Source organism: Streptomyces solincola (assembly GCF_002982015.1).
Taxonomy (GTDB): domain Bacteria; phylum Actinomycetota; class Actinomycetes; order Streptomycetales; family Streptomycetaceae; genus Streptomyces; species Streptomyces solincola.
In genome coordinates this window covers 1-6,422 of sequence record NZ_PVLV01000149.1, presented here as the reverse complement: position 1 = coordinate 6,422, position 6,422 = coordinate 1, and the positions used below count along the sequence as shown (strand labels likewise).

Annotated in this window: 8 protein-coding genes and 1 other RNA gene; 3 read left to right on the top strand and 6 right to left on the bottom strand. The window is 71.9% G+C overall.

From position 1 onward, the window contains the following. Nucleotides 1-592: MFS transporter (locus C6N75_RS11845; protein ID WP_146132550.1), on the top strand; the 592-nt coding region annotated here is incomplete at its 5' end. A gap of 148 nt (nt 593-740) precedes the next feature. Here C6N75_RS11845 and ssrA read toward each other — a convergent pair. From ssrA to ftsE, 5 genes are all read right to left on the bottom strand, one after another. Next, nucleotides 741-1,110: a transfer-messenger RNA gene (gene ssrA, locus C6N75_RS11840) on the bottom strand. A 113-nt stretch (nt 1,111-1,223) separates the two neighbouring features. After that, on the bottom strand, nt 1,224-1,709 hold the full coding sequence (gene smpB, locus C6N75_RS11835; RefSeq protein ID WP_105868833.1) for an SsrA-binding protein SmpB: 486 nt from the start codon (nt 1,707-1,709) through the stop codon (nt 1,224-1,226). Nucleotides 1,710-1,727: 18 nt separating this feature from the next. Then, on the bottom strand, nt 1,728-2,918 hold the full coding sequence (locus C6N75_RS11830; RefSeq protein WP_105868832.1) for a S41 family peptidase: 1,191 nt from the start codon (nt 2,916-2,918) through the stop codon (nt 1,728-1,730). Nucleotides 2,919-2,985: 67 nt separating this feature from the next. Beyond that, nucleotides 2,986-3,924, bottom strand: coding sequence for a permease-like cell division protein FtsX (gene ftsX / locus C6N75_RS11825; RefSeq protein ID WP_105868831.1), 939 nt, complete (start codon nt 3,922-3,924; stop codon nt 2,986-2,988). Nucleotides 3,925-3,945: 21 nt separating this feature from the next. Further along, nucleotides 3,946-4,635 carry a cell division ATP-binding protein FtsE gene (gene ftsE / locus C6N75_RS11820; protein WP_105868830.1) on the bottom strand — a complete coding sequence of 230 codons (690 nt, stop codon included), beginning with the start codon at nt 4,633-4,635 and terminating at the stop codon, nt 3,946-3,948. Between the two features lie 240 nt (nt 4,636-4,875). Here ftsE and C6N75_RS11815 point away from each other — a divergent pair, with 240 nt between their 5' ends. Beyond that, nucleotides 4,876-5,067, top strand: coding sequence for a hypothetical protein (locus tag C6N75_RS11815; RefSeq protein WP_105868829.1), 192 nt, complete (start codon nt 4,876-4,878; stop codon nt 5,065-5,067). Between the two features lie 83 nt (nt 5,068-5,150). Here the strand turns inward: C6N75_RS11815 and C6N75_RS32095 are convergent, their stop codons facing one another. Next, nucleotides 5,151-5,435, bottom strand: a complete 285-nt coding sequence (locus tag C6N75_RS32095; protein ID WP_322888043.1) for a hypothetical protein — start codon at nt 5,433-5,435, stop codon at nt 5,151-5,153. A 34-nt stretch (nt 5,436-5,469) separates the two neighbouring features. Between C6N75_RS32095 and C6N75_RS32090 the strand changes: the two genes are divergently transcribed. Further along, entirely contained in the window at nt 5,470-6,198 is a 729-nt protein-coding gene (locus C6N75_RS32090) for a hypothetical protein (protein WP_322888042.1), read from the top strand. Nucleotides 6,199-6,422 lie beyond the last annotated feature (224 nt).

Below are 6,422 nucleotides of genomic sequence, written 5' to 3'. Positions count from 1 at the left end.
CGCCCGGCGGACCACCGAACCCCCGGTCGTCCCGCGCACCGGCCCCACCCGCACTCCGCTGCGCGCCCCCCGGATGCCCGCCCTGCTCCTGGTCTTCCTGGCCACCGGCGCGGTCTTCGGCTCCATGGAGGTCGTGACGCTCGCGTACGCCGAGGGCCCGGCGGCCGGTGCGGTGCTGGCGCTCCAGGCGGCCGGCTCCTGCCTGGCCGGTCTGCTCTACGGCCGCGTCAGCCGCCGCGCCACGCTGCCCGCCTGCCTGGCCGCGATGGCGGCTCTGATGTGCCTGCCCCTGCTGGCCGTGGTGACGACCGGCGCGCTGCCCGTGCTGGCCGCGGCGCTGCTGGTCGCGGGCATGGCCACCGCGCCGGCCATGGTGACCGGGATGACCCTGGTGCAGCAGCTGACCCCGTCCGGGCAGCTCAACGAGGGGATGACCCTCGCGGTGACCGCCCTGCTCGGCGGCATCGCGGCCGGCTCGGCCACCGGCGGCTGGCTCGTCGAGCACCTCGGCCCCGCCCCCGCCTTCGCCACCCCGGCGGCCGCCGCCACCCTGGCCCTGCTGCTGGCGATGAGACCGCGCACGAGCCGGTGACCCCGGCCAGGCGGAGGTGCGCTCCCTGGACGGCGCCCTACACGGGAGCGCGGGTGGGCCAAGCCCCCCGCACACGCGGACGAAGTCCGCAAAAACACGACGAGGCGACCCGGCCCGCGCAGTCCGCGGGCACAGATCGCCTGTCGCCGAGTGGAGATGGCGGGAATCGAACCCGCGTCCAACGGTGCGGAATCAGGGCTTCTCCGTGTGCAGTCCGCTGTGCTTTTCTCAGCCCCGGAGATCACGCGGACAAGTCTCCGACGGGCTCAGTCACTGTTTGTTTTTCCGCTACACCCCGTGACCGGGTCTAGCGGTGGAGTTCCCTAGTCGATGCCAGGATCCGGGTCGGGAACATCCCCGGGCTGACACTTCGCAAGTCGCTACTTAGGCAGCGAGGGCGAAGGAATCGCGCTTGGTGTTGGCGATTATTGGTTTCGGCGCGTGGTTTACGAGATCATTGCCGCTTCCTCGACACGCTTCCCCTGCTTCGACATCCGCTGTCGAAACCGATCATCCCCATGTTGATTTTTCAATCGGCGCCCCTGCGGTGAGGGGCAGTGCCATCGTACGGGAACAACGCCCGCGGGTGCCAGCGCATTCCCGCCGGGGCGGTCCGCCGCCGCCCGGGTCCTCAGGCCCGCTGCCGGCGGCGGGCGGCGGAGATCGCCCGGTCGGTCTCGCGGCGGTCCTGCTTCTCGCGCAGGGTCTGCCGCTTGTCGTACTCCTTCTTGCCCTTGGCCAGCGCGATCTCGACCTTCGCCCGGCCGTCCTTGAAGTACAGCGCCAGCGGGACGACCGTGTGGCCGGTCTCCTGGGACTTCGACTCCAGCTTGTCGATCTCCGCGCGGTGCATCAGCAGCTTGCGCTTGCGGCGGGCGCTGTGGTTGGTCCAGGTGCCCTGGGCGTACTCCGGCACGTGCACGTTGTGCAGCCATGCCTCGTTGCCGTCGATCTGGACGAAGCCGTCGGCCAGGGAGGCGCGTCCCTGGCGGAGCGACTTCACCTCGGTGCCGGTGAGCACCAGCCCGCACTCGTAGGTGTCCAGGATGTGGTAGTCGTGCCACGCCTTCTTGTTCTGCGCGACGATCTTGCGTCCGGTGTCCTTCGCCTTTGCCATAGTGCCGTCATTTTCGCACTACGACCCGGTGCCCAGGCCAGTCAATACCTGGCGGGCCCGCTGCTCGGCCCCGTCCGGCCCGGCGGCGACGTCCGGGGTGATGCCGCGCCCGTCCACGGCCGCGCCGGAGGGGGTGCGGTAGTGGCCGACGGTGACCTCGGCGACCGAGCCGTCCGGCAGCGGACTGGGTAGCTGCACCGAGCCCTTGCCGTAGGTGCGCGAGCCGACGGTGACCGCCCGGCCGCGGTCCTTCAGCGCCCCGGCGAGCAGCTCGGCGGCGCTCATCGTGCCGCCGTCCACCAGGACCGCCAGCGGCCGGGCGGTGTCGCCGCCGGGCTCGGCGGTGAGCACGCGCGGCTCGCCGTCCACGTCGTAGCTGGCGACCGGCCCGCCGTCCAGGAAGGCGCCGGCGGCGGTGACGGCCTCGTCGACCAGTCCCCCGCCGTTGCCCCGCAGGTCCAGCAGCACGCCCGCGCCGGGCGGTGCGGCGCGCACCGCGTCGCGGACGCGCTGACCGCTGCCCCGGGTGAACGCGGAGACCGTGATGTGCACGGCGCCGCCGGCGGCCCGGCGCACGGTGACGTCGTCGGCGGCCAGGCTGGTGCGGCGCAGCGGCTGCGTCCAGGCGCGGTCGCCGCGCTGGACGGCGACGCTGACCGGGGTGCCGGGCGCGGCCCCGCCGCCGCGCAGCAGGGCGACCGCCTCGGCGGCCGGCCGGCCCTCCACGGCACGGCCGTCCACGGCGCGCACGCGGTCGCCGGCCTTGAGCCCGGCGCGGGCGGCGGGGCCGCCGGGGCTTACCCGGGCCACCTCGATGCGTCCGTCGGCGGCGCGGCGCAGCGAGAGGCCGACGCCGGTGTAGCGGCCGTCGAGGGCGCGGGCGAACTCGGCGTACTCGCCCCGGTCGTAGACCGCGCCCCAGCGGTCGCCGCTGCGGCTGACGACCTCCTCGGCCGCCTGGGCGCCGGACTTGCCCTCGGCGACCGCCTCGGCGGCCGCCCTGGCCAGCTCGCCCCGGTCCACCCGCTCGGGCGGCCGGGACCGCTCACCGGTCTCTCCGGCGAGCGCGGGGCCGGGGGCGCCCTCGTCCTGCCGGGGCAGGCAGTCGGTGGCCGCGGCGGCGGCCACCACGGTGGCGAAGAGCAAGGTCAGGGCCGCCCCGCGGCCGCGTGGACCGCGGGGCCGAGTACACGTTCCGGGGGCCCGCATGGCGCCCACTCTAGGACAAGCCCACCCAGCGGAGCGGTTGTTGGCGAGAGCGCGCCAGGGGTATCCGTCACACCTTCAGGTACTTGCGCAACGCGACCAGCGCTGCAAGGGACGGCATCAGCAGGCCGATCACCAGCACCAGCGGCAGCACCGACACCACCGCGTCCCAGCCGATGAAGTTGACCACCGGCATGGTCTCCTCGAGCTTCAGCCCGCCGTCGATCAGGAAGTACCGGCCCGTCAGCAGCAGTCCGCAGGCCACCACGCCGCCGAGCAGACCGGCGACCGCGGCCTCCATGATGAACGGCATCTGGATGTAGAAGCTGGACGCGCCGACCAGCCGCATGATCCCGGTCTCCCGGCGGCGGCTGAACGCCGACACCCGCACGGTGTTGACGATCAGCAGCAGCGCGATCACCAGCATCAGCGCCATCACGCACAGCGCCGCCACGTTCATGCCGCGCATCATCTGGAAGAGCGTCTCCAGCTCCTCGCGCTGGTCCTGCACCGAGTGCACTCCGGCCCGCCCCGCGAACGCGGTGGACACGACCTGGTACTTCTCCGGGTCCTTCAGCTTGATGCGGTACGACTCCTGCATCTGGTCCGGGGTGATGATGCTGGCGATCGCGCTGTCCCCGTACAGCTCCTTGTAGTGCTTGTACGCCTCGTCGGCCGTCTCGAAGTAGACCTTCTCCACCACCGGGAGGTCGTTGAGGTCGGCCTTGATCTCGTCCTTCTGCGCCGGGGTGATGGCCCCCTTGGCGCAGGAGCCGGACGCCGGGGCGCCGGCCGCGCCGCCGCCCGCGTCGTTCTTGCTGCACAGGTAGATGGTGACGTTGACCTTGTCGTACCAGAAGTCCTTCATCGCGCCGACCTGCTCGCGCATCAGCAGGGCGCCGCCGAACAGCGCGAGCGAGAGGGCCACGGAGACGATGACGGCGAAGGTCATGGTCAGGTTGCGACGGAGGCCGACACCGATCTCCGACAGTACGAACTGGGCGCGCATCGCGTGCGATTCAGCCTTTCCTCAGTGCTGGTAGCCGTAGACGCCGCGTGCCTGGTCGCGGACGAGACGGCCCTTCTCCAGCTCGATGACGCGCTTGCGCATCTGGTCGACGATGTTCTGGTCGTGGGTGGCCATCACCACGGTGGTGCCGGTGCGGTTGATCCGGTCCAGCAGCTTCATGATGCCGACCGAGGTCTGCGGGTCGAGGTTGCCGGTCGGCTCGTCCGCGATCAGCAGCATCGGCCGGTTGACGAACGCCCGGGCGATGGCGACGCGCTGCTGCTCACCACCGGACAGCTCGCCGGGCATCCGGTCCTCCTTGCCGCCGAGCCCGACCAGGTCGAGCACCTGCGGCACGGCCTTGCGGATCTCGCCGCGCGGCTTGCCGATGACCTCCTGGGCGAACGCCACGTTCTGCGCCACGGTCTTGTTGGGCAGCAGGCGGAAGTCCTGGAAGACGGTGCCCAGCTGGCGCCGCATCTGCGGCACCTTCCAGTTGGACAGCCGGGCCAGGTCCTTGCCGAGGACGTGCACCATGCCGTGGCTGGCGCGCTCCTCCCGCAGGATCAGCCGCAGGAAGGTGGACTTGCCGGAGCCCGAGGAGCCCACCAGGAAGACGAACTCGCCCTTCTCGATCTCCAGGGAGACATCCCGGAGGGCGGGGCGGTTCTGCTTCGGGTAGCTCTTGGAGACGTTGTCGAATCGGATCACGGATGCACCACGGTCGGCAGGGAGTAGGTGAGCGTGACCATACGCGACCGGGGCCCGGCCGCGCAGTCGGCGTCCTGGCTTGCCCTTTTTGTCGGTACGCGGTAAGTCGTCGCGAGGTCGTCACGGAATCGACGGGGGCCGCGCCTCATCGCGGCGGACCTGGCACAGTGGAAAGGGGAACGGTTCCGCTTCCGCGGGCGTTGTGCCAAGGGAACTCTGTGCCCGGGAGGAGGAGAGCGCATGACCTACGACCGACTGGTGTGCGCCAACTGCGCGTCCCCCGTCAGCGAGGGCCGCTGCCCGGTCTGCCGTGCCAACCGGGAGCGCCTTCAGCAGGACGGCCCGTTCGGCGGGATCAGCCCGGCCGCCCTGCTGGTGATGCTGGTCCTGCTGGTGGCCGCGGTGGCCCTGCTCGCCCATCAGGCGGCGTAGCGCCGCTCCTCGCCGCACACGCGGGAGGGTCTGGGCGGCCTCACGGGCCGCCCAGGCCCTCCTTCACGTGCGCGCCACCCGGATCAGGCGGCGGCGCGACCGCCCGCGACCAGGCGCGGCAGCATCCGGAAGCCGATGCCGCCGGCGATCATCGTCGCGGCGCCGATCAGCAGGAACGACGTCTCCGCCGCACCGGTCTCGGCCAGCTCGCCGTCGGCCTGGGCCTGCGCCTGGCCGCCGGCCTGACCGCCCGCGGCGTCCCCGCCGACCTCGGCCAGCTCCTCCTTGGCCTCGCCCTGCTGCACGGGCTGGGTGCCGACGGAGTCGGTGTCGGTGTTGTCGGCGCACTCGGCCCCGGCCAGGTCCACGGCGCAGTCCGAGCCGCCACCGGTGGAGCCGGTGGTGCCGGTCGTCCCGGTGCTGGTGCCCGTGGAGGTACCGGTGCTGGTCCCCGTGGACGTACCCGTGCTGGTGCCCGTAGAGGTACCGGTGCTGGTCCCCGTAGAGGTACCCGTGCTGGTGCCCGTAGAGGTACCCGTGCTGGTGCCCGTGGACGTACCGGTGCTGGTCCCCGTGGACGTACCGGTGCTGGTCCCCGTAGAGGTACCGGTGCTGGTGCCCGTGGACGTACCGGTGCTGGTCCCCGTGGACGTACCGGTGCTGGTCCCCGTAGAGGTACCCGTGCTGGTGCCCGTAGAGGTACCCGTGCTGGTCCCCGTGGACGTACCGGTGCTGGTGCCCGTAGAGGTACCCGTGCTGGTCCCCGTGGACGTACCCGTGCTGGTCCCCGTGGACGTACCCGTGCTGGTCCCCGTAGAGGTACCCGCGCTGGTCCCCGTGGACGTGCCCGTGCTGGTCCCCGTGGACGTGCCCGTGCTGGCGCCCCCGCTGGTGTTCCCGACGCTGGTGTTGCCTTCGGTGGTGTTGCCCCCGTTGGCGTTGCCCTCGGTCGCGGCGCCGACGCCGAGGCCGGCCTCGCCCTCGATACCGATGCCCGGGACGTTCACGATCCCGGTCGCCGAGGCGGCGCCCGCCGCGGTCAGCGACGCACCGGCGGCTATCACCGCACCCGCGGCCACCCGCGCGAAACGGACGCGCGTCTTCTTCGTCATCTGCTGCTACCCCCAGTAGCCGTGTCGTCAATGGAGCAGCGCGCCGAACCCGGCGGACACTGGGGGTGGTCTGCTGTCGCCGCCGCCCCCGATCACGGCCACTCGGCATGCGCATGCCGCGCGTCAGCTTTCCCAGTTTTCACAGGAGCGTCAAGGCGGTTACATGGCGTATGCCGGGAATGATCGTCGATGCCCGCCGCGGGGCGGTGCAACTGTGACGCAGCAGTCACGCGCAGGGCGGGG

Bases quoted from the DNA above. Each gene is read 5' to 3' on its own strand.
- ftsX (WP_105868831.1), bottom strand. From the start codon at position 3,924: ATGCGCGCCCAGTTCGTACTGTCGGAGATCGGTGTCGGCCTCCGTCGC.
- smpB (WP_105868833.1), bottom strand. From the start codon at position 1,709: ATGGCAAAGGCGAAGGACACCGGACGCAAGATCGTCGCGCAGAACAAG.
- C6N75_RS11830 (WP_105868832.1), bottom strand. From the start codon at position 2,918: ATGCGGGCCCCCGGAACGTGTACTCGGCCCCGCGGTCCACGCGGCCGC.
- C6N75_RS11815 (WP_105868829.1), top strand. From the start codon at position 4,876: ATGACCTACGACCGACTGGTGTGCGCCAACTGCGCGTCCCCCGTCAGC.